This window comes from Micromonospora sp. Llam0 (assembly GCF_003751085.1).
Lineage (GTDB): Bacteria > Actinomycetota > Actinomycetes > Mycobacteriales > Micromonosporaceae > Micromonospora_E.
Genome location: NZ_RJJY01000001.1, coordinates 1007558 through 1027558 on the forward strand (window position 1 = coordinate 1007558; position 20001 = coordinate 1027558).

The 20001-nt window shown below is 71.9% G+C and carries 20 protein-coding genes, 1 tRNA gene and 1 pseudogene; 11 read left to right on the forward strand and 11 right to left on the reverse strand.

What is annotated here, in order from left to right:
- Nucleotides 1–79 precede the first annotated feature (79 nt).
- A complete protein-coding gene (locus EDC02_RS04585; protein WP_123600870.1) occupies nucleotides 80–940 on the reverse strand; it encodes a universal stress protein in 861 nt (286 codons plus the stop codon).
- A gap of 144 nt (nucleotides 941–1084) precedes the next feature.
- Between EDC02_RS04585 and EDC02_RS04590 the strand changes: the two genes are divergently transcribed.
- From EDC02_RS04590 to EDC02_RS04610, 5 genes are all read left to right on the forward strand, one after another.
- Entirely contained in the window at nucleotides 1085–1750 is a 666-nt protein-coding gene (locus EDC02_RS04590; protein ID WP_123600871.1) for an HAD family phosphatase, read from the forward strand.
- A gap of 21 nt (nucleotides 1751–1771) precedes the next feature.
- Nucleotides 1772–2008, forward strand: coding sequence for a hypothetical protein (locus EDC02_RS04595; protein WP_199757916.1), 237 nt, complete (start codon nucleotides 1772–1774; stop codon nucleotides 2006–2008).
- A gap of 115 nt (nucleotides 2009–2123) precedes the next feature.
- Complete coding sequence (locus EDC02_RS04600) at nucleotides 2124–2951, forward strand: SAM-dependent methyltransferase (protein WP_123600873.1); 828 nt, start codon at nucleotides 2124–2126, stop codon at nucleotides 2949–2951.
- 188 nt (nucleotides 2952–3139) lie between these two features.
- Entirely contained in the window at nucleotides 3140–4678 is a 1539-nt protein-coding gene (locus tag EDC02_RS04605) for an alpha-N-arabinofuranosidase (protein WP_233605736.1), read from the forward strand.
- Nucleotides 4679–4936: 258 nt separating this feature from the next.
- The gene (locus EDC02_RS04610) at nucleotides 4937–5635 is read left to right on the forward strand and encodes a DedA family protein (RefSeq protein WP_199757499.1); all 699 of its coding nucleotides are present in this window, start codon (nucleotides 4937–4939) and stop codon (nucleotides 5633–5635) included.
- A 33-nt stretch (nucleotides 5636–5668) separates the two neighbouring features.
- Here EDC02_RS04610 and EDC02_RS04615 read toward each other — a convergent pair whose 3' ends face one another.
- The 3 genes from EDC02_RS04615 to EDC02_RS04625 form a co-directional block, all read right to left on the reverse strand.
- Nucleotides 5669–6109, reverse strand: coding sequence for an NUDIX hydrolase (locus EDC02_RS04615; protein WP_123600874.1), 441 nt, complete (start codon nucleotides 6107–6109; stop codon nucleotides 5669–5671).
- A 136-nt stretch (nucleotides 6110–6245) separates the two neighbouring features.
- Entirely contained in the window at nucleotides 6246–7610 is a 1365-nt protein-coding gene (locus EDC02_RS04620; protein WP_123600875.1) for a cellulase family glycosylhydrolase, read from the reverse strand.
- A 257-nt stretch (nucleotides 7611–7867) separates the two neighbouring features.
- Nucleotides 7868–9076, reverse strand: a complete 1209-nt coding sequence (locus EDC02_RS04625; RefSeq protein ID WP_123600876.1) for a hypothetical protein — start codon at nucleotides 9074–9076, stop codon at nucleotides 7868–7870.
- Between the two features lie 137 nt (nucleotides 9077–9213).
- Between EDC02_RS04625 and EDC02_RS04630 the strand changes: the two genes are divergently transcribed.
- Both EDC02_RS04630 and EDC02_RS04635 read left to right on the forward strand, forming a co-directional pair.
- Nucleotides 9214–9870, forward strand: coding sequence for a response regulator transcription factor (locus EDC02_RS04630; RefSeq protein WP_123600877.1), 657 nt, complete (start codon nucleotides 9214–9216; stop codon nucleotides 9868–9870).
- A 41-nt stretch (nucleotides 9871–9911) separates the two neighbouring features.
- Nucleotides 9912–11411 carry an ATP-binding protein gene (locus tag EDC02_RS04635; RefSeq protein WP_370461519.1) on the forward strand — a complete coding sequence of 500 codons (1500 nt, stop codon included), beginning with the start codon at nucleotides 9912–9914 and terminating at the stop codon, nucleotides 11409–11411.
- Between the two features lie 10 nt (nucleotides 11412–11421).
- Here EDC02_RS04635 and EDC02_RS42660 read toward each other — a convergent pair whose 3' ends face one another.
- Both EDC02_RS42660 and EDC02_RS04645 read right to left on the reverse strand, forming a co-directional pair.
- The gene (locus tag EDC02_RS42660) at nucleotides 11422–13968 is read right to left on the reverse strand and encodes a tetratricopeptide repeat protein (protein ID WP_123600879.1); all 2547 of its coding nucleotides are present in this window, start codon (nucleotides 13966–13968) and stop codon (nucleotides 11422–11424) included.
- Between the two features lie 58 nt (nucleotides 13969–14026).
- Entirely contained in the window at nucleotides 14027–14500 is a 474-nt protein-coding gene (locus tag EDC02_RS04645; RefSeq protein ID WP_123604500.1) for a MarR family winged helix-turn-helix transcriptional regulator, read from the reverse strand.
- Nucleotides 14501–14550: 50 nt separating this feature from the next.
- Here EDC02_RS04645 and EDC02_RS04650 point away from each other — a divergent pair, with 50 nt between their 5' ends.
- The gene (locus EDC02_RS04650) at nucleotides 14551–15072 is read left to right on the forward strand and encodes a VOC family protein (RefSeq protein WP_123600880.1); all 522 of its coding nucleotides are present in this window, start codon (nucleotides 14551–14553) and stop codon (nucleotides 15070–15072) included.
- 73 nt (nucleotides 15073–15145) lie between these two features.
- Nucleotides 15146–16084, forward strand: a complete 939-nt coding sequence (locus tag EDC02_RS04655) for a hypothetical protein (RefSeq protein WP_123600881.1) — start codon at nucleotides 15146–15148, stop codon at nucleotides 16082–16084.
- A gap of 75 nt (nucleotides 16085–16159) precedes the next feature.
- Here EDC02_RS04655 and EDC02_RS41295 read toward each other — a convergent pair.
- The 5 genes and pseudogenes from EDC02_RS41295 to EDC02_RS04680 form a co-directional block, all read right to left on the reverse strand.
- Nucleotides 16160–16495, reverse strand: a pseudogene (locus EDC02_RS41295) (ion channel); the annotation flags it as partial.
- A gap of 82 nt (nucleotides 16496–16577) precedes the next feature.
- A complete protein-coding gene (locus EDC02_RS04665; protein ID WP_123600882.1) occupies nucleotides 16578–16757 on the reverse strand; it encodes a DUF4236 domain-containing protein in 180 nt (59 codons plus the stop codon).
- 88 nt (nucleotides 16758–16845) lie between these two features.
- Nucleotides 16846–17301 carry an Rrf2 family transcriptional regulator gene (locus EDC02_RS04670; protein WP_123600883.1) on the reverse strand — a complete coding sequence of 152 codons (456 nt, stop codon included), beginning with the start codon at nucleotides 17299–17301 and terminating at the stop codon, nucleotides 16846–16848.
- Complete coding sequence (locus EDC02_RS04675) at nucleotides 17256–18242, reverse strand: AraC family transcriptional regulator (protein WP_123600884.1); 987 nt, start codon at nucleotides 18240–18242, stop codon at nucleotides 17256–17258. Before EDC02_RS04675 ends, EDC02_RS04670 begins: the two co-directional genes overlap by 46 nt.
- Nucleotides 18243–18419: 177 nt before the next feature.
- Nucleotides 18420–18851 carry an SsgA family sporulation/cell division regulator gene (locus tag EDC02_RS04680; RefSeq protein WP_123600885.1) on the reverse strand — a complete coding sequence of 144 codons (432 nt, stop codon included), beginning with the start codon at nucleotides 18849–18851 and terminating at the stop codon, nucleotides 18420–18422.
- 300 nt (nucleotides 18852–19151) lie between these two features.
- Here EDC02_RS04680 and EDC02_RS04685 point away from each other — a divergent pair, with 300 nt between their 5' ends.
- Nucleotides 19152–19721: a TIGR02611 family protein gene (locus tag EDC02_RS04685; protein ID WP_123600886.1), complete on the forward strand. Its 570-nt coding sequence runs from the start codon at nucleotides 19152–19154 to the stop codon at nucleotides 19719–19721.
- Nucleotides 19722–19781: 60 nt separating this feature from the next.
- A tRNA-Val gene (locus tag EDC02_RS04690) sits at nucleotides 19782–19856 on the forward strand.
- The last annotated feature ends 145 nt before the right edge of the window (nucleotides 19857–20001 follow it).

Consider the following 20001-nt stretch of genomic DNA (forward strand, 5'->3'; position numbering starts at 1 on the left):
CTCTCTCCTTCCGTGGTAGCAGTGGTCGGTGCGGGCGGGGCAGGGCCGGTCGGGCCACCTCCCAGGGCATAGGTCCCGGTCAGTCGCCGGCGGGCGGCCGGGGGCCACCTTCGCGGACGATCGCCGTCGCGCACCCGGCGTGGTGCAGCACCGCCTGGCTGACCGCGCCGAGCGGTACCCGCAGCGGATGGTCGCCACGGGCTCCGACGACCACCAGCCCGGCCTGGGCGGAACGCTCGATCAGCACCCGGGCCGGCGGCCCGTTCACCACCTGCTGGCGGACCGCGACATCGGGATGCTTCTCCCGCCACGGGGTCACCGCCGCGGCGAGTTCGTCGGCGGTCGCCGCCGAGGCGTCGGCCCAGCTCGACTCGCTCTCCCAGCTGCGTACGACGATCAGGTCGCTGCCCCGTTGCGCGGCGGCGTCGAAGGCGAAGCCGAGCGCCCGCTCCGAGCCGGCCGAGCCGTCCACGCCGACCAGCACCGGCGCGGCCGGCTCGGGGGCCGGCTCGGAACCGGCCCGGGCGACCAGCACCGAGCAGTCCGCGCGGGCGGCGATCTGTACGGCGAGTGCGTCCAGCGGCAGGCAGGTCCACCGGGCCAGGTCCCCGTCGCCGATCACGACCAGCGACGCCATCCGGGACTCCCGGAGCAGCGCGGTCGCCGGGGCGTTCTCGGACACTTCGGTGACGACGTCGATTCCGGGGGCCGTCCGGGTGGCGATCTCCACCGCGCGTTCGACGAGCTGGTAGGCGTCCGGCTGGGGTTCGTCGCCGCCGGACAGGTCGTCCGGGATCCAGCTGAGGGCGTGCACCAGCCGCAGCGGCCGGTGCGCGGTGGCGGCTTCCCGGGCGGCCAGGGCGACGGCGGCCCAGCTGGATGCCGAGTCGTGGACGCCGGCCACGATCCGGTCGCGGGCCGGCGCGGCGTGCTCCGACATCACTGCTCCTTTCACCGCTGCTGTCCGGTGAGTGGGCCGCTGCAGCGACCCGGGTCGGATCGAGAAAAGGGAGCTCACCTGCGAGGATAGCGCTCAGTGACCCCGGTTGCGGGCGGATTCCGGTCGACCGGGCAGGATGGGATCATGATCTCCGCAGTGGTGTTCGACATGGACGGCGTACTCATCGACACCGAGCCGGTTTGGGAGCGGGTCCGGCGCGACTACGTGGCCGGGGCCGGTGGTCGGTGGTTGCCGGACGCCCAGCAGCGGTTGATGGGGATGAGCACCCCGGAGTGGGCCGGCTACCTGGACGCGGACCTCGGCGTCGGGCGCGGCGCCGACCGGGTCGCCGACGAGGTTATCGACGCCATGGCGGCGCGGTACCGGGCCGAGCTGCCGCTGATCCCGGGCGCGACCGAGGTGGTCCGCGACCTCGCCGGGCGGTTCCCGCTCGCGCTGGCCAGCTCCTCACCCCGCCGCCTGATCGAACAGGTGCTGGCCACGGCAGGGCTCACCGACGCGTTCCGGGCGACCCTGTCGACCGAGGAGTGCGCGGCCGGCAAGCCGGACCCCGAGGTCTACCAGGTGGCGGCTCGGCTGCTCGGCGTACCGCCGCAGCGGTGCCTGGCGGTGGAGGATTCGAGCAACGGGCTGCGGTCCGCCGCGGCCGCCGGCCTGGTGGTGGTCGCGGTGCCGCACCCCGGGTACCCGCCGGCGGCCGACGCCCTGGCCGGCGCGACGCTCGTCGTCGACCGCCTCGACGAGCTGACGGTCGACCGAGTGCTCGCCCTCGCCGACGAGATGCGCTAGGCCGCGCGGCATCGATGTGTGGTGGCCGTGCCCACCGCCGCAGCCGCCAGTTCCGACCGTCGGGTCGGGTTGCGGGCTGTCCGCGCGCTGCGTCGGCTGTTGGAGACCCTGGAAGTGATCCAGGTCGACGACGCGCGCCGGTACGGCTGGTCATGGCAGGAGATCGCCGTCGGTCCTGGCGAGGCCATTGTCGCCGCTCGGGTCGAGACGACTACATTGGAACGATCCGTGCTGAACGCCCTGCGGCCGGCGGCTTGACGACCCGCACCGGGCGGGCCGTCGGTGATAGTCGGCATCCTTTAGACTCCACCATGGCAGCGCTCCCAGCCGACCACGAGATCCTGGTCGGCCGCACCCCCCGGAGGTCTCCGCCGTGAGCACTGAGGAACGAGCCCCGGTCGGGGTGGACACCACCCGTCCCAGCGTCGCCCGCGTGTACGACTACATGCTCGGCGGCAAGGACAACTTCGCGGTCGATCGCCAGGCCGGCCAGATGGCGCTGCAGGTCACCCCCGATGGTCCGCTGGCGGCCCGGGCCAACCGCGGCTTCCTGCGCCGCGCGGTGCGGCATCTGGTCGCCGAGGCCGGCGTACGGCAGTTCCTCGACATCGGCTCGGGCCTGCCCACCCAGGGCAACGTGCACGAGATCGCCCACCAGATCGACCCGCAGGTGCGGGTGGTCTACGTGGACAGCGATCCGATGGTGCTGGCACATGGTCGGGCGTTGCTCGACAGCTCTCCGATGACCACCGTCGTCCAGGCGGACACCCGCGACCCGGGGCAGATCCTGGCCAATCCCGACGTACAGTCGATGATCGACCTGGATCAGCCGGTCGGCCTGCTGATGCTCGGCATCCTGCACCACCTCGGTGACGACGAGGATCCAGCCGCGGTGGCGACGGTCTACCGGGACGCGATCCCGAGCGGGAGCTACCTGGCCCTGTCTCACTTCCACAACCCGGGTGACAGCCAGCCGGAGGCCGCCCGCAAGGCGCTCGTCGTCGAGAAGATCTTCAACCAGACGTTGGGTACCGGCCGGTGGCGCCAGCGCGACGAGATCCTTGCGTACTTCGGCGACTTCGAGATGCTCGAACCCGGTCTGGTGCCCCTTGCGGAGTGGCGTCCGGCTCCTGACGACGTGCCGTCGGAGCAGACCGACACCTACCACACCTTCGTCGGTGGTGTCGCCCGCAAACCCTGAGCCCGACGCACCCGCCCCGTACTCTGCGGCAACCGCCGCGCCCGCCCCGTAGCCGAATCTGCCGGCAGACAGGGCAGCGTCGCGCATGTTAGCGTCCGACAACCTGGGGTGCCGGCGGGTGACCGTCGATGCCCGTGGCCGGTCGCCCCGCGACCGCACCCGTGCACATTCTGCGGAGGTACGTCTCGATGGCGATGGTCGACCCGGCAGTGCCCCGCCCGGTGACGGTGCACCTCGACCCGGCGTTCGCGGTCGCACCGGTCCGGCGCCGTACCTTCGGATCCTTCGTCGAACACATGGGCCGGTGCGTGTACACCGGGCTCTACGAGCCCGACCATCCGACCGCCGACGAGCGCGGATTGCGCCGTGACGTGCTCGACCTGGTCCGGGAGCAGGGCGTATCGGTGGTCCGCTACCCCGGGGGAAACTTCGTCTCGGGCTACCGCTGGGAGGACGGAGTGGGGCCCAGGGACCAGCGTCCCACCCGCCTCGACCCGGCCTGGCACAGCATCGAGACCAACGCTTTCGGGCTGGACGAGTTCGTCAGTTGGGCGCGGGCCGCCGGGGTCGAGCCGATGTTGGCGGTCAACCTGGGTACCCGGGGTCCCCGCGAGGCGATGGACCTGCTGGAGTACGCCAACCATCCGGGTGGCACCCAGCTGTCCGATCTGCGCCGGGCGCACGGCCGGCAGGTCCCGTACGACATCCGGATGTGGTGTCTCGGCAACGAGATGGACGGGCCGTGGCAGCTGGGCCATCAGACCGCCGACGAGTACGGGCGACGGGCCGCCGAGACGGCCCGGGGGATGCGGATGATCGACCCCGACCTGGAGCTGGTCGTCTGTGGCAGCTCCGGTCCCGCCATGCCGACCTTCGCGGCCTGGGAGGCGACCGTCCTGGAGCACAGCTACGACCAGGTCGACTACGTCTCCGCGCACCTCTACCACGAGGAGCAGGACGGGGACCTGGCTAGTTTCCTGGCCTCGTCGGTGGAGATGGACCGGTTCATCGGCGACATCGTCGCCACCTGTGATCACGTCCGGGCCAAGACTCGTAGCAGCAAGCGGATGCAGATCTCGTTCGACGAGTGGAACGTCTGGTACATGCGCCGGTTCCTCGCCGAGGGCGTACCGACCGAGTGGGTGCACGCACCGTCGCTCAGCGAGGACGACTACACCGTCGCCGACGCCGTGGTTGTGGGCTCCTCGCTGATCACCCTGCTGCGCAACAGCGACCGGGTGACCGCCGCCTGCCAGGCCCAGCTGGTGAACACGATCGCCGCCATCCGGGCGGAGCCGGGCGGTCCGGCCTGGCGGCAGACGATCTTCTATCCGTTCGCGTACACCGCCTGCCACGCTCGGGGGACGGTGCTGCGGGTCGAGTGCGGCACCGGGCCGGTCGTCGAGACCGCGCGGTACGGCGAGGTGCCGCTGCTGGACGTGGTGGCCACCCACGACGACGATGCGGATCAGTTGGTGATCTTCGCCGTCAACCGTGGGCAGCGGGAGTCCCTCGTGCTCGACATCGACCTGCGGGCATTCCCCGGCTACCGGGTCGTCGAGCAGTGCGTGCTGACCGACCCGGACGTGCGGGCCGCCAACACCTCGGCCCAACCGGACCGGGTCCGCCCCCAGACCCTTCCCGGCCCGGCGGTCGACCAGGGACGGCTGTCGGTGATGCTGCCGTCCGTCTCCTGGACGATGGTGCGGCTGGCGACGGCGGGCTGACCCGCCTGCCGGTCCGGTTGGCGGCGTCGGCGTTGCGCCGGCTCGCGACTGTCTGTGGTCTGACGACCACGTGTGTGCTTGACGGCGTTCGCCGGGCGCGCGTAGCGTAGTGCTTAACCGGTTAAGAATCGGGGTGTCACCTCTCTGTGGTGGGGAGTACGCCCGTGACGCCCCGGCGCCGCATCCGTCGGACCGTCACGGGCGCCGCCCCGCAACTGCTAACGTCGGGTCCGCAGCCCCCCGCGAGCGGGGGGTGCTGTGCTGAGCGACTGGCTGCAGCGGTTGCTGTCGATGGATGGTGCGCTGATCTACCTGCTGGTCGGGCTGTTGGTCTTCGCCGAGGACGCGCTGTTCGTCGGCTTCGTGTTCCCCGGCGAGACCGCCGCGGTGCTCGGCGGCGTCGCCGCCAGCCTCGGCACCATCTCGCTACCCGGCATCACCGTGGTCGTGGTCAGCGCGGCCGTGGCCGGCGACACCACCAGCTACCTGATCGGCCGGGCCCTCGGGCCGCGGCTGCTGCGGATGCGCTTCCTGCGCAAGCGGCAGGCCTGGGTGCAGCGGGCGCAACACCAGTTGGCCGTACGGGGCGGCACCGCGGTCTTCGTCGGCCGGTTCGTGACCTTCTTCCACGCGGTGATGCCCGCCCTGGCCGGCGCGGCACACATGCCGTACCGGCGGTTCTTTCTCTACAACGTCGTGGGCGCGTTGGTCTGGGGGATCGGCACGGTGCTGATCGGCTACCTGGCCGGCACCTCGTACGCCGCGATCGAGGAATTCGCCGGCCGGGCGGCCGCCGTCGTGGTCGCGGTGCTGGCGCTCGGGGCGCTCGTCATCTGGCGGCTACGGGCCGCCCGCCGCGAATGTGCACCCGACGCGGCGGGCGGCCAGCCGACATCCGGTCGGCACCGGCCCGGCCGAGGCCGTGACGGCTGCGACCGGACCGGTGACCATGCCTGACGACCAACCAGCTACGCCCCGGGCGACGAACTCCTACGCCGGCACCGGCAGCAGCTCCGCCATCCGCAGCCCGTCCGCGGTGGGCGGCGACAGCGGCAGCCGGTCGATCTCGTCGATCGGCACCCACCGGATGGCGTCCGCACTGCCGCCGACCTCGGTGACCACCGGCTCGCCCGGTCCGACCCGGGCGCTGTGCAGCAGCCCGACCACGTGCCAGTCGATGCCGTTGCGGTGCGCCAGGTACGACCGCACGTCCAGCAACCGCGACGACATCACCTCCAGCCCGGCCTCCTCCTGCAACTCCCGGGTGAGCGCCTCGCCGGGCTGCTCGCCCGGATCGAGACCACCTCCCGGCAGATGCCAGGCACCCGGCTCGAACACCGGGGACGCCTCGGACAACCGGCTCAGCAGCACCGCCGAGTCCCGGACGATCACCGCGTACGCGCCCACCCGTAGACGAGGACCTTCGCTCACCGTAAACCTCCAGCTCGTAGCGACTTGCCAGTGCGCACACCAGCCGCCAGCCGTCTCAGGTGAGTGCGCCGGGTGTGCCGGTGGCCGGACGGGTACCCGCCCGGCCACCGGTCACACCTGCGGTGGCCGGCTGCGGCTACCGCGCGGCGCAGGACAGCGTCGGCACCGGGTTGCTGCCGCTCCAACTGCCGATGAAGCCGAAGGTCGTGCTCTGCCCGGCGCCAAGGTTGCCGTTGTAGCTGACGTTGGTCGCCGAGACACTCGCCCCGTTGCCGGTGACGGTGGCGTTCCACGCCTGGTTGACCGACTGGCCGCTGGCGAACGTCCAGCTCACCCGCCAGCCGCTGAGCGCCGAACCGCCGGCGGTCACCCGTACCTCGCCCTGGAAACCGCCCTGCCACTGACCGACCACCAGGTAGGTCGCGGTGCACGCCCCAGCCGGTGGTGGAGTGGTGGGCGGTGCGGTGGTGGGTGGTGCCGTGGTGGGCGGTGCGGTGGTCGGCGGCGGCGTTGCGCCGCTGTAGACGGTCGCCTCCCGCGCGGTCTCCCGGATCCCGTTGCTGCCGTTGAACAGCCGCTGCCCCCACGTGGTCAGGCTGTTGACGTCGAAGTTGTTCACCATGTCGAGGTATTCGACGCCGCCGCTGTTGCCGCTCCACGACCAACCGAGCCAACCGATGCCATGCTGGGAGGTGTACGACAGGATCGAGTCCTCGTCCGGGTCGCCGTCGGAGTGGTTGTGCCCGAACTCGCCGACCACGATCGGCAGACCGGCCGAGCGGAACCGGCCCAGGTAGTCGCTGATCTCGGCGGCGGTGTCGAACACGCCATACATGTGGATCGAGAAGATCAGGTTGCGGGCCGGGTCGGCGGTCCACACCGACTGCGCGTTGTCGCGCATCGTGAAGGTCCAGTCCTGTCCCCAGTTCGGCGCGTCGACCATGATCGCGTGCTCGAAACCGGCGTCGCGCAGCCGCTGCACGGCGCTCGTGGTGTGACTGGCCCAGTTCTGGTAGCCGCTGTTGCCGAACGGCTCGTTGCCGATGTTGATGATGACGTAGTTCTCCTGGCCGCGCAGCACGCTGGCCAGGCTGATCCAGTAGCCGGCGGCGGACGACAGGGTCGCGGCGGCCCCCTCCTCGCCGTACCCGGTGGTGTCGTGCACCTCCAGGACGCAGATCAGCCGGTTGGCCTTGCACAGCGAAATGACGTTGGCGACGTCGCTGGCATCGTTGCGGGTCCACCGGTGGCCGTTGCTGAGCACCACCCGGACCGCGTTGGCGCCCAGGGACTTGATATTGGCGAAGGAGCTGGTCTGGCTGGGGTACCAGGTGTGTGCGTGGTTGACCCCGCGAAGGACGAACGGAGTGCCGTTCGCCTCGACCAGCCGGCCGTCGCTGACGTGCAGGCCGACGGCGGCGTGCGCGGGCTGGACCAGCACCACGACGGACGTGACCAGGGCGAGCAGCGCCGCGGCTGCGACGCTCAGACGTGTCTTCATGACCTACCTCGGGTAGCGGCCCGTGGGTGACCCACGGGGACGAAAGACACCGGCTGACCTGGCCAGCACGGTGTCGGCGACTACCCGGCCCTTCGCGCAGGCATCAGAGTAGACGGGCGCGTTCCCGCTACGCAACCGGTTAAGTTATTCCGGCCCCGGTATCGGTCGATAGCTCTAGCTGATCAGGCCCTACAAACGCCGCTACCGGCGTCGACGCCCGGTGATCCGGGGTCGACGCCGGTAGTGGACCGGTCAAGTCAGCGGGTCTCGTTCGCCACCTCGTACAGCCGCTCCGGAGTCACCGCGCCGGCGAACAGCCGGCCGTCGTCGGCGATCAACGCGGTGAACAGCGCACTGGAGAACAGTCGGCCGCTGCCCCACGGCCCGTCGACCGCCGGCAGGTCACCCAGCATCTGCATGACCTGCGCGCCCTCGGCGGAGTCCCCGGCGTGCTCTTCGGCCGCCGCTGCCGCCTCGGCCGGCGGCGTGACCACCAGGACGGTGCCCCAACCGCTGCCGACCGTACGGACCGCGTCCTCGCTGTCCGCCCAGCCCTGCGTCAGCTCCTCCAGCATGCCGTCCGTCTCGGCGTCGCCCGGCAGCTGATCCGGACCCCGGGAACCGTCACCCGGCGCCGCGACATCGTCCTCGCCCGCCTCGATCACCTCGGTGCCCGGCGGTGGGTTGAAGACGAACTGCTCCTCATCCGGTGTGTCGAAGCTGACCTGGGTGAACGCCGTCTCGATGGCGGCCCGGTCGGCACCGACCGGATAGACCGCGAGCCGCAGCGGCACGTACTCCACCGAGTCGATCGCGATCCGGATCTCCTCGACCAGCGAGTCCTCGTCGCGCGGGGTGAGCACCAGCTCGTACGCGGTCCGCCCGGCGAGCTCCGCCGAGCGGCCCACCGACACCTCGGTGCTCGGGTCGATCGCCTTGAGCACCTCGTCGGCCGCCGCCTGCGGGGTGACGGGCAGCTCCGGCGCCGGATCGGTGCCGGCCCGCTCGTCCGCCGCGTCGGCGTCGCCCTCGGCCGGCAGCTCGAAGTGGGTGGCCTGCTGCTCCTGGCTGGACCAGATCCAGACGTCCCGCCCGTTGCGGATGACATCGGTCTCGCCCAGCGTGCGGACCATCGCCAGCCGGGCCTGATCCGGACCGGCGTACCAGACGCGCAGGGTCTGCGTACCGTCGATCAGCGAACCGAGCCCGTTGCCGGCGCCGATCTGGCCGGCCAGGTTGAGCGCCGCCGGCAGGCCCAGCTCGGCGCGGTGCACGACCGTCCCGGACATGCCGTCGACCTCGGCGGTCTGCAGGTCGACCAGCAGCTGCTCGGCGCTGCGCGGCGGCAGGACCGGGTCAGCGGACGCGGCGAGCGCCCCCACGGCCACGCCGCCGCCGACGAGTACCGCCGCCGACGCGGTGGGGACCAGCCAGCGCATCGCCGGCCGGGATGTGAATACCGACATCTTCGTACCTCCTGCCACCCATCGTGCGCCGGGTGTACTGAGACGTTGCTGAGAGCCGGTGGCCAAGCTGAGAACACGCTCAGCGACGACGGTCACGGGTAACCCGCTCGCCCACCCATGATGGCACCCTTGACCGGGTGCGTGTTCTGGTGGTGGAGGACGAGGTCCGGCTGGCCGACGCCCTACGGCGTGGCCTGCAGGAGGAAGGCTTCGTCGTGGACGTCGCCGCGAGCGGGCCGGCCGGGCTGGAGCTGGCCCGGCACGGCGGTTACGACGCGATGATCCTCGACGTGATGCTGCCCGGACTGTCCGGCTACCGGGTGGTGCGCCAACTGCGTGCCGAGCGGAACTGGCTGCCGGTGCTGATTCTGTCCGCGAAGGACGGCGAGTACGACCAGGCGGACGGCCTCGACTGCGGTGCCGACGACTACCTGACCAAGCCCTTCTCGTACGTGGTGCTGCTGGCTCGGCTGCGTGCCCTGCTGCGGCGCGGCGCGCCGCAGCGGCCCGCCGTGCTCACCGCCGGTGACCTGAGCCTCGACCCGGCCCGGCGACGGGTCACCCGGGCCGACGCCGAGGTGGCGCTCACCGCCCGTGAGTACGCCCTGCTGGAGTACCTGATGCGGCGGGCCGGCGAGGTGGTCTCCAAGATCGAACTGCTCGACCACGTCTGGGAGGCCAGCGTCGACACCGCGCCGAACGCCGTCGAGGTGTACATCGGGTACCTGCGCCGCAAGATCGGCCGGGATCGGCTGGAGACCGTCCGGGGTGCCGGCTACCGGCTGGTCCCGTGACCGGGCGGCGACCTTCGGTGGCGCATCCCGGTCGGTGGCGGGTGTACCTGCGGGTCCGGCTCAGCCTGCGTACCCGGCTGACCGCGATCAGCGTGCTGGGTCTCGCCGCCGGCCTGGCAGCCGGGGCGATCGGGCTCACCGCCGTTCTCGCGCTGGCACTGGAACGCAGCGCCGACGCCGACACCCGGACCACCGCCGACGCGATCGCCCAGCTGGTGGCCGCCGACGCGGTGCCCGACCCGTTGCCGGTGGCCGGCAACGACGTACGGGTGCAGATCGTCGACGAGCGGGGACGGATACGCGCCGCGTCCATCGGCGCCGACCGGCTCGTCCCGATGCTCTACGCGGGCGAGCGGGAACAGCTTGCCGCCGACCCGACCGGGGCGGTCACCGTGCCGGGTTCCCGGCTCGGTCTGCGCGGCCCGGTCCGGGTGATCGCCCAACCGGCCGGCGGGCCGGCGCAGCCGCGTACCGTGCTGGTCGCCCGGTCGATGGCCGACCTCAACCGCAGCGTCGCCCTGGTCCGGGTGATCCTGCTGATGACGTTCCCACTGTTGGCGGCCGCGGTTACGGTGATCGTCTGGCGGGCCGTCGGGGCGACGCTGCGGCCGGTGGAGAAGCTGCGGGCCGGCGCGGCCGAGATCACCGGTGGCGACCAGGCCGGACACCTGCCGGTGCCCGGCGGTGGCGACGAGATTCACCGGCTGGCGGTCACCCTCAACGACATGCTCGACCGGTTGGAGGCCGCGCGGGCCCGGCAACGCGCTTTCGTCGCCGACGCCGCCCATGAGCTGCGCAGTCCGCTGGCCAGCCTGCGTACGCAACTTGAGGTGGCGCAGCGGCTCGGGAGCCGGACGGACTGGCCGGCGGTCGCCGACGACCTGCTGGCGGACAGTCAACGGCTCAGCCGACTGGTCGACGACCTGCTGCTGCTGGCCCGCGCCGACCAGCAGGCTGACCAGCCCGGTGTGGTGCTCGGCCCGGTCGGTCCGGTGGAACTGGGCGAGCTGGCAGCCACGGTGGCCGCCCGATATTCACGACCGCCGGTGCGGGTGGTGCCGCCGGACCGGCCGCTGTGGATCGCCGGCGACCCGGACGCGCTGGTCCGGGTGCTGGCCAACCTGCTGGACAACGCGGTCCGGCACGCCCGTTCCGAGGTGCTGGTGACCGCCCGACCGGCCGGGCCGCACTGGCACGAGCTGCTGGTCACCGATGACGGTCCGGGCGTCCCACCGGCCGACCGGCAACGGGTCTTTGACCGGTTCACCCGGCTCGACGACGCGCGGGCCCGCGACGCCGGTGGCGCCGGGCTCGGCCTGGCTATCGTCGCGCAGCTGGTCCGCCGGCACGGCGGCACCGTCGAGCTGGCCGACGCGGTGCGGGCGGACGACGCGGTGCGGGCGGACGACGCGGTGCGGGCGGACGACGCGGCGGGACGCGACGCTGCTGCGGCAGGATGCGACGGTGCCCGCCGTACCGGACTTCAGGTCCGGGTCCTGCTCCCGGCAGACCCGGTGGACGACGAGCCCGGCCCGGAATAGACCGGACAGGTCACCGGGCGTTCGCTGCCCGGTCCGTGCAGACCGGGTCGGCCTGCCCGATCACGTCGGCCGAGTAGACCACGGCGACCGTGAAGCAGTAGTCGATCGACTCGTCCAGCCCGTACGCGACGAAGCTGTCCGCACCCGCCGGCAACGTCATGAAGGCCCGGGGCTGCTGATCGCTGCTTCCCCCGGAGATCAGCACCTGTCCCTCGGCACCGGCCGGGTAGGTCCAGGTCAACGTCACGCTGTCCCGGTTGTCGCGCAGGCCCACGCCGCCGGGCGCGGTACCCGGTGCGGCCGGCGGCGTGGCGCTGGTCGGCGTACCCGTTGGGGGGTTGACCTCGGCCGGTGCCCCGGTCGGCCCGGAGGGCGTCTCGTCGACCAGGCTGACGCCGGCCACTACCGCCGCCGCGCCGAGCAGGACCACCACCACGCCGGTGAACACCAGCATCGGCCCGCGCGGGCGGGCAGCGGTCGCCACCGGCTTGGGTACCGGCACCAACTGTCCTCGTTGCCGCCGGACCGGAAGATTCCTGCGGCGGTCCGGTATCCGGCTGAGTTCGCGCCGCGGCAGCCGGGACAGCGTCCCGGTGCTTCGGCCCGTGCCGGCTCCACCGGCTGTGACGCTCGCGGCTGGTCGGTCTGTGGCTCCGGTGCCCGGCCCGTCCGCGACCTCGACGTGCCGGACCGCGGAGTCGGCATCGACCGAGGCGTCCGGGCCCGCGTAGCCCTCGTCGTGCACCGGTGGTGCCGGCTCCGGTCGAGCGCCTGCCCCGTTGGGCACCCGTGGGTTGGGTACGAAGGCAGGGGTCTCCGGTGGTGCCGGTTCGCCGGGCACGGCCGCCGGGTCGCTCATGGAACTGCCGGCTGGGGAGCTGTCGGCCGCTGACGGGCCGGTTGCTTGCCGGAACCGGACCGGCCCGAACGGGCTGACCGGGCCGGCGGCGTCCGAGGCGTCCGGGCGATCTGGTTCGTCAGCGCGATCTGGGCCGTCCGGGCGACCCGGAGCGGCTGGATCGTCGTCGCCGGCACCGGACTGCTCGGGCGGCCACCACGGTTCGTCGAAGAGCCAGATGCCAGGTGACCCGTCCTGGTCGGCGGAGCCGGACGGTGGCAGATCGATCGGCACCCGGGGCGGTGGGATGCTGGCGGGCCGGCCGTCGGCCGGGTCGGGTTCGTCCGGTTGGCGCTGTTCGCCGCCCTGCTTCTGCCCGGTCGTGTTCTGCCCGGCAGGGGAGGGGTCGTCGGCCAGCCAACCACTGGGCGACCAGAGCGGGTCGTCGGCGTCGCCGCCCGCCGGCTCCCGTTCGATCCAGCCGTGCTGGGTCCACGGCCGGCCGCTGTCCAGCTCGGCCGCCGGGTCGGGCACCGATTGGTCCAGCGGTTGGTCCAGCGGGTCGAGCCAGGGTGGGTCGGCCCGGTGCCGTCCGTCCCGATGGCCGTCCGCCTCGTCGTCGGTTGACCGGTCGGCGGGCGGCGTCGCCGACGGTGCGCTCGGTTCCGCCCAGAACGCCGCCGACCAGCGGGGGTCGGCTACCTCAGTAACCGGTGGTTCCGGCTCGATCCAGCCGGGCTCGGCCCAGGCCGGACCGGTAAGCCGGTCACGCCCGGCGGGATCGGCCGCCGGGGCAGCCGGAGCCGCCGGTCCACCGGCCGGCCTGGTGCCGGGCGGCCAGCTGTCCTGGTCCAGGGTGCCGTCGTGGCCCAGGGCGCCGTTGTCGTCCGACCGACGGATCGGGCCCAGGGCGCCATTGTCGTCCGACCGACGGATCGGGCCTGGGGCGCCGTTGTCGTCCGGACTGCGGTCCGGATCCGGGCCGTCGGTGCCGTTCGGCCCGTCGTCGACCGGCCCCTGCCCGCCACAGCGGTGCGCCGGATCCGCCGGCGCCTCGGCCAGCGCGGCGACCTGCCCGACCAGCGGATGGTCCGCCGGCAGGCGGGTGCGGCACAAATCGATGGCGAGCGACAGGCTGACGTCGGACTCGGTGAGCCGGCCACAGTCGCGTTGCATCGCGCCGAGCCGGGCGAGCATCTTGATCCCGGCCGGATGCCCCTCGCCGTACACCTCGCGGTGCAGTTCCCAGGCATCCTCCAGGCGGTCCCGGGCGATGTCGCACTCGCCACGGGCGAACTCGACGGTGGCGAGGTCCGCGTGGGCGGCCAGGACCCGGAGCGACTCGGGGCCGTCGATGGCGCAGAGTTCGTCGATCACCTCGCGGTACAGGTGCGCGGCGCGGGCGTCGCTGCCCACCCGGTGCAGGACGGCGGCGAGGGTGGCGGCGGCCCCGATGGTCCGTTCGTCCGCCGTACCGTGCAGCCGCTGGTTCGCCGAGTACGCGTACGCCGCCCACGCCCGGGCCGCCGGTGCCTCGCCGAGCGCGACCGTCACCCGGGCCAGCAGGCCGGCGGCCTCTGCCTGTTCGGTGCCGGCGTGTGTGGGACGCGGGTCGGTGTCGGCCAACGCCGTGGCCAGCAAGTTACGCGCGCCCGGCAGGTCGCCGACGCTGATCAGGCCGTGCGCCTGCGTGGTGATTTCGCCCAGGCCGAGAGACACGTCCCATCGTGCGTGTCCGACGACGGTCTGTACAAGGGTCTGATGTGGGACAGTTCGCTCATGATGGCGGATTGTTACCGGCCAGATGCTTGACTATCGCTTCGCTGATGATCCGCAGCTGATCGACCTGTTCGGGGGTCAGTTGGTCGAACAGGTGTCGCCGGACCGCGTCGACGTGGCCGGGCGCGGCGGCGGTGAGGGCGGTGAAGCCGGGATCGGTGAGCACCGCGAACTGACCGCGCCGGTCGGTCGGACACTCCTCGCGGCGGACCCAGCCGATCTGTTCCAGCCGGGACACGGCGTGCGACAGCCGACTGCGGGAGGAGTCGGTGGCGTCGGCGAGCTCGCTCATCCGCAGGGTGCGCTGGGGTGCCTCGGAGAGCCGGACCAGGATCTCGTAGTACGCGTGCGGTATTCCCGCGTTCGCCTGCAGTTCGCGGTCCAGGGTCGCGGCCAGCGTCCTGGTGGCGTAGAGGTACGCGCGCCAGGTGCGCTGTTCGTCGTCGTCGAGCCAGCGGGTCATGACCACCATCATACCGGCAATGGTTGAGCGTTGAACTAACTCGCGCTAGCCTTCATCACATGGGAATCCACCGTCTCAACCACGCCGTGCTGTACATCTCGAGCCTCGACCGGAGCCTGGCGTTCTACCGGGACGTGCTCGGGTTCTCCGTCGTGCCGATGACCCCCGACGGCTTTTCCGGCGCGGCCTTCCTGCAGGCACCCGACTCCACCAACGACCACGACCTCGGCCTGTTCGAGATCGGTGGGCACGCCGCACCGTCCGGCGCGGGTCGCGGCACCGTCGGCCTCTACCACCTGGCCTGGGAGGTGGACACGCTCGACGAGCTCGAGCTGCTCGCCACCCGGCTCGCCGCCGCCGGCGCCCTGGTCGGCACCTCCGACCACGGGACCACCAAGAGCCTGTACGGCCGGGATCCGGACGGGCTGGAGTTCGAGGTCGTCTGGCTGGTCCCCGCCGACCGCCTCGACGAGCAGGCGCTCGCCGCCCGCAAACGGATCCGGCCGCTCGACCTGACCCGGGAGAAGCAGCGGTACGGGGCCCGGACCCGCGGTGGCGTCGGCGTCTCGGTGCCGGGCTGAGCCGGCCCACATCTTGGTAGCCGGGTCGGCCCCGCCCGTGCGGGCCGTGACCCGGGCCGGTAGAACGGACGCCATGACAGCCGAGCCGGCGGGCCGGGTCCCGCGCGACCTGTTGCTCCGCCACCTGAGCACCTGGGTTCCCGCCGCGCTGCGCCAGGCCCGCCGCGCCACCTTCGTTCAGGCGTACCAGGGTCCGGCGGGCGCGACTGCGGACGCCGCGCTGCGCGCCGTCGCCGACCACCCGGAACTGGTCACCGGCCGGCACCTGACGGTCGTCACCGTAACCTCCTCCGGTGCCGAGGCGGACCCGACCGGGCTGCCGGCGGCGGTGACGGCCCATCTGCTGCCCGGCGGTCCGGAGCTACTCCCGGTGGCCGTGACCGCCGCCGCGGCCGCCAACGCGCCGCTGTTGTGCCACCTCGACCTGGCCGGTGGCCCGCTGCCCGGACCCGCCGTGTGGCGTGCGTCGACGGCCGGCCGCCCGGCCGAGCTGCTGGTGGTCGGAGCGGCTTCATCAGCTGAGCTGCACCCGGCGTTGACCGCAGCCGGCTTTCCGCTGGTCAGCGTCGTCGAGCTGGTGCCAGCCGGCGCGGCCGGGCAGGTCGACGGCGGTACGTCGTACCCGGTCGCCTTCGCCACCGGGTCCGGCAAACGGATCGAGGCGTTCAAGGAGGCACTCTGGGAGGTCGGTCCGGCGGGGTGGGGGCTGCGTACCGCCGACGATCCGCAGGCAACGGCCGTCGCCGGGCAGGAGCCGGACCACGGGCTCGCCGCGCTGCAGGACCGGCTGTACGCCCATCTCATCGAGTGCGGTTCCCGGACCGTCGCCGAGCTGCGGAGCTTCACGGTGACCGGGACGGTCCACCGGGCCGCCGACGCCAACCGGGCGCTGGCCGGTCTGCTCGCCGCCGACCAGGTGCGGCGCCGGCCGGCGGACGGACGGTTGGCCGGCGACGTGGAGATCACCCCGACCGCCCCGGCTGCCGGCGGGCGTACTCCGTCCACCGCCTGACCAGCAGCGACGCGCCGTGGCGAGTACCCCGACGCTGAACACCATCTGGACGCCCACCGCCGCGCGGGCGAGTTGGCCCTCGGCGTGCACGTCGCCGTATCCGACGGTGGTGAGCGTGCCGATCGCGAAGTGGAGCGCGTCGGTCTTCGTCGTCAAGTCGACGAACTGGTCCGGGTCGCTGAACGAGATGACCAGGTCGGCCAGCGCGAACACGATCACTCCGCCGACCAGTGCGATCGCCAGCCGGGTGAGGCGTACGTCGGACGGATCGGCGGTGATCTGGTCGCGGATCTGCCGCAGCACCAGCGCGGTCACCAGTGCCACGCCGACGACGGTGATCACGGCGCGGACCGCGAGATGCATCCCCGTCACCCCCGGCTCCACCGGGACCAGGTAGTAGAGCAGGACCATCAGCAGGCAGATGGCAGTGGTACGCCGTACCTCGGCCCGGCGGGGCGATCCCGCCGAGCCTTCGCTCGTTGTCCAGCGCCGCTCAGCTACGCGACTTGTCCTGCTTCCACGAGAACGGGCCGGGCAGGTCGTACCGGTGCCTCTTGGCCCGCGAGTTCCACGACCATCGGCCGATCCGGATGGTCCAGGACGAGAACCCGTTCTCGGTGAAGTTCAACTGGAGCGGGCCGAACCGCTTCCGCTTGCGGAACATCACGCCCATCGCTTGCGCTCCCTCCATCGGCAGTCAGCAGGTGGGCTGGTCAGTTCCCTGCCGCGTCGAGCGGCAAACCCACCGTCCACATGCTTGACTAGCGGGACTCCCAGGCGTCCGGCTTCAGGGTCAGTTTGCGGACGTGCGCCGGCATCCGGCCGGTGAGCACCTCGGCGAGGCTGACCTCGTCGACCACCTCGCGCAACGCGGCGCGTACCGCGATCCAGAGCCGGGGCAGGTTCTCCGCGGCGCCCGCGTACCGGGTCTCTTCCGGACGTAGCCCGCGTACCCCCGCCAGTGGCCCGTCCACCGCCCGCAGGATCATGCCGATGGTCACGTCCCCGGGCGGCTGGCTCAGCGTGTAGCCACCCTCCGCGCCGCGCTGTGCCCGGACCACCCCGCCTCGGCGTAGATCGGCCAGCACCGCCTCGAGGAACTTGCGCGGCATGTCCTGCTCGGCGGCGATCGCCTGGGTGGACATCAGCGTCGGGTACGCGGCAGCCAGGATCAGCGCTGCTCGTACCGCGTAGTCGCCGCGCGCGGAGATCTGCACGCCACCATCATGCCGGTTGCCGCGACCCGGTCGGTCACCGGTGGGCGTTCCCGCAGGTCGGCGCGGAAGCTCCCCGGGCTGCACCCCACCTCGCGCTGGAAGAAACGGCCGAAGTTCGTCGGCTCGGGGAAGCCGAGCCGCGCACCGATCTGGGCCACCGGCAGGTCGGTCGCCGCGAGCAACCGTTTGGCCTGCAGGGCCACCCGGTCGTCAATCACCTGTTTGGCGGTCCGCCCGGTCACGGTGAGGCTGGCCCGGGTGAGGGTGCGGACCGCGCAGGACAGCCGTTCGGCGTACTCCTCGACCCGTCGGCTGCGCGCGTGGTCCCGCTCCACCTCGGTTCGGAACCGCCGGAAGGTGTCCCACCTCGACGAGCCGGCCCCGGGTGCCTCGTCCGCCGATGCGGGATCGTCACCGGGGTGGTCATCTGCGGTGGGGGCACCGAACGCCGGCGGGGAGCCGTACGGCAGCAGAGCGATCCGCAGCAGCAGGACCCGCAGTTCATGGCGGAGGAGTTCGTCGACGAGCGCCGTCCGCTGGGGCCGCTGGCTGTCCACGACGAGTTGGCTGACCTCGTTGATGATGGCGTCGGCGTCCTCGCCGGTGAGCTGCCAGTGGGCGAGGGAGGTGGGCCGGTCCGGCATGCCTGGTGCGGCGGTCCATCGCACCAGAATCGCGTCCAGACCGTGCTGTCCGCCGGCCCGGACGACCTGCCCGGCGTGGGCCCACAGCAAGGTGCCGGGTCGGCACGGGTACGCGACGAAGTCGATCTCGTGGCTACCGTGACCGGCGGTGACCAGTAGCAGTTCGTCGTGGGGGAGCAGCCGTGGTCGGGTTGATTCGGCGGCAGTCGGACTGTCACTGAGAGTAGTCGCATTGATCGCTGGCTCCCGGGGATCCGGGTCGGACATCCGGCGGGCGAGCTGATCGGGCTGAACCATCGGTTTCGACGGTAACCGCAGCGCGCCGCAACCGCACCTCGGTGGCCGGGCGCATCCATCCCGACCTCCCGGCCTGCGCCGGGGCACACCAGCGGCGGGAGTACGGCGCATCGCCGTACTCCCGTCACGCGAAACAGCCGTGGTCCCCGCCGGGTCCGGCGGGGCCGGCCGTTCCGATCAGCGCCCGGCCAGCAGCCGGTTCACCGCGGTGTCCACGTCCAGGTGGTCGGACTCGCGACCGCGGGGCACCACGACGTAGGTGCGGCGCAGGAAACGGACCAGCACGCTGCGCGGCACCTCGAACAGCGCGTTGCCGTCCGGGGAGCTCAGCGCGAGCGCGACGAAGTCGCCCCGGGGAGTCGCCCAGGGCCAGACCCGGACGTCGCCGATCCCGGCCGGTTCGTCGAGACCGGTCACCAGAAGTTCGCGGGCGAACGACCAGCTGACCGCTTCACCGCCGGCTGACTCCGCGTGGAAGAGCACATGGACCGCGTACGGATCACTCGGTTCGTAACGCAGGCTGGCTCGTACCGGCAGCGCGGTAGCGTCAGGCGCGATGAGCCGTAGTGACGTCTCGACCTCGACGGTCGTTGGTCGGATGACACTCATGGACGTTCTCCCCCCGGCACCGCTGCGGGACGCCCGCCCCGCTTTCCCCATACTCCGGCCTTGCATTTGACTACGCTCCGTCTATCGCTGATCTCACCCAGTAGAGGGAAGCGGTTCCGGGATGCACTAAAAAAGTCCTTTTTAGATAACTTGTCCGGATCTGCTGAGGTACTGGGACGTGCCCGGCGTCGGGTGGTTCAGACGTCGACTCACTCCGGTAACGTCCAGTGGTGCCCTGTGGTGACGGGGCGGGCGACAATGAGGGGCAAAATGGCCATAAAACCCTCCTCCGCCAAGCGGATGACCGAGAATTCAACACCGGGTCATGCGCCGTACGACCCGGCGGATGAGACTGTCGGACGCGCCGAGTCGGGGGGAGACCAGGTGGGGAGTGACCCGATCGGACGTCAGGGTGGGAGCGGCGCTCCGGTCGCAGTCACCGATCGTCCCGAACCGGAGGCACCGCGTACGTTGTCCGGGTTTCGCCAACGGATCCGGGTGACCCTCGCCCTGATCCGCTCCAATCCCACCGGCCGGATCGCCTTGAAGGTCGGCGTCGGTCTGCTGGGAGCCCTGATTGTCGTCCTCGGCCTGGTGCTGATCCCGCTGCCGGGGCCGGGCTGGCTGATCGTCTTCGGCGGACTGGCGGTCTGGGGTGTGGAGTTCCACTGGGCCAAGCGGCTGCTCGCCTTCGCCCGACGCCATGTCCAAGGGTGGACCCGGTGGGCGACCCGGCAGAGTTGGCCGGTGCGGCTCGGCATCGCCGGGGTGGGCCTCGTCTTTGTCGCGGTCGTGGTCGTCGTCTCGCTGAAGATCGGCCTCGGCATCGACGTGATCGCCAGCTTCCTGCGCTACCTCGCCACCAACTGAGCCGACCGCGACCCGGATGTGCGCCCGGGCGGGACGATCGGGTACAGTCATCCGCGCTGAGGGCGATTAGCTCAGCGGGAGAGCGCTTCGTTCACACCGAAGAGGTCACTGGTTCGATCCCAGTATCGCCCACCATCTATACAGCCAGTAGAGGCACCCCGGACCGGGGTGCCTCTACTGCTGACTGGCTTACCTCGGCTCCTTGTCCGTCAGCGGATCGTCAGCGACACGTCCGGGCAGGGCGCTGGTCCGGCGGCGCGGTCCCCGGACCAGGTTTGGT

Coding starts and splice junctions, on each gene's coding strand:
- EDC02_RS04605 (WP_233605736.1), top strand. CDS start 3,140: ATGGCGATGGTCGACCCGGCAGTGCCCCGCCCGGTGACGGTGCACCTC.
- EDC02_RS04675 (WP_123600884.1), bottom strand. CDS start 18,242: ATGGTTCAGCCCGATCAGCTCGCCCGCCGGATGTCCGACCCGGATCCC.
- EDC02_RS04590 (WP_123600871.1), top strand. CDS start 1,085: ATGATCTCCGCAGTGGTGTTCGACATGGACGGCGTACTCATCGACACC.
- EDC02_RS04650 (WP_123600880.1), top strand. CDS start 14,551: ATGGGAATCCACCGTCTCAACCACGCCGTGCTGTACATCTCGAGCCTC.
- EDC02_RS04655 (WP_123600881.1), top strand. CDS start 15,146: ATGACAGCCGAGCCGGCGGGCCGGGTCCCGCGCGACCTGTTGCTCCGC.
- EDC02_RS04685 (WP_123600886.1), top strand. CDS start 19,152: ATGACCGAGAATTCAACACCGGGTCATGCGCCGTACGACCCGGCGGAT.
- EDC02_RS04680 (WP_123600885.1), bottom strand. CDS start 18,851: ATGAGTGTCATCCGACCAACGACCGTCGAGGTCGAGACGTCACTACGG.
- EDC02_RS04585 (WP_123600870.1), bottom strand. CDS start 940: ATGTCGGAGCACGCCGCGCCGGCCCGCGACCGGATCGTGGCCGGCGTC.
- EDC02_RS04665 (WP_123600882.1), bottom strand. CDS start 16,757: ATGGGCGTGATGTTCCGCAAGCGGAAGCGGTTCGGCCCGCTCCAGTTG.
- EDC02_RS04645 (WP_123604500.1), bottom strand. CDS start 14,500: ATGGTGGTCATGACCCGCTGGCTCGACGACGACGAACAGCGCACCTGG.
- EDC02_RS04620 (WP_123600875.1), bottom strand. CDS start 7,610: ATGAAGACACGTCTGAGCGTCGCAGCCGCGGCGCTGCTCGCCCTGGTC.
- EDC02_RS04625 (WP_123600876.1), bottom strand. CDS start 9,076: ATGTCGGTATTCACATCCCGGCCGGCGATGCGCTGGCTGGTCCCCACC.